The 1,028-nt window shown below is 26.1% G+C and carries 1 protein-coding gene; it reads right to left on the bottom strand.

Annotated elements, in window-relative coordinates; genetic code table 11:
* Positions 1-28: 28 nt before the first annotated feature.
* A complete protein-coding gene (locus J2Z80_RS14895; protein WP_209455074.1) occupies positions 29-886 on the bottom strand; it encodes a radical SAM protein in 858 nt (285 codons plus the stop codon).
* Positions 887-1,028: the final 142 nt, after the last annotated feature.

Below are 1,028 nucleotides of genomic sequence, written 5' to 3'. Positions count from 1 at the left end.
ATCAATCCCACAACAACGCTCGTATAATCTATCCATAACCTTTCACCTCATAAAGGAAGATTTTACGGCGCGGCTCCCTTATATTTCTTATTTTATTTTGATTAATATTTCCTAATTTTAGAGAACCAACATTTACTAAACATTCACATGGATAGATGTCTCCATTTGATAATATAGCAAGATTTCGTCCACAGTTACCAGAAAATTCACATATATATTTATCTGGCTGTTCAATATTATAATGCCAATTTATTGTCTTATCAATTATATCACTTAATGTAATTATGTTAATACACGAAAAATTAATGCTATACCATAAATCAAAAATTTTAATTAAAAATCTTGATAAATCATCTGATGAAGGGCTTAGCTCATCATTATTGTAAAAACAAGGTATAAAATCAATTAATTTTATTTTAAGTTTATCAACAAAAAAATTAAAAATATCTTCTGGAAAATTCGAAGAAAATTTAGTAATAACAGATAATATACCTATTGGTACATGTTCTTCCTGAAGTTTTCTAATATTCTCTATTATTACATCAAAAGTACCATTATCATCTATAAACTTACGATATTTATTATGTATATATTTTGGACCATCAAGGCTAATTCCTAAACTAAATTTGTTATCTTTAAAAAAATTTATCCACTCATTATCAATTAATGTAGCATTAGTTTGTAAATAATTAAATATCTTAATGTTAGCATCTTTATTAAGTTCACTATATCTGTTCTCTATCTCCATCATCTTTTTATAATAATCCAATCCAGCTACTAGTGGTTCGCCACCATGCCATACAATATTTAAAATTAATTCTTGTTTATTACTTTCAATAAAATTTATATAATTCTGTAGGATATTTTCAAAAGTACTAGCATCCATATTACCAAGACTATCAAAAATATTATTGGTATTCCCCCTTTTACAATAAGAGTATTCTCGGCAACTTCTGTTGCCTGATATAACTGAATTTCAGGAGATATATTTTTAAATTTATCCCCCAAAATTTCATTCTGAAATCATT

Source organism: Thermoanaerobacterium butyriciformans (assembly GCF_017874545.1).
Classification (GTDB): Bacteria; Bacillota; Thermoanaerobacteria; order Thermoanaerobacterales; family Thermoanaerobacteraceae; genus Thermoanaerobacterium; species Thermoanaerobacterium butyriciformans.
The sequence above is the reverse complement of the archived record's forward strand: the minus strand, read 5'-3'. Positions and strand labels throughout refer to the sequence as shown.

Coding starts and splice junctions, on each gene's coding strand:
- J2Z80_RS14895 (WP_209455074.1), bottom strand. CDS start 886: ATGGATGCTAGTACTTTTGAAAATATCCTACAGAATTATATAAATTTT.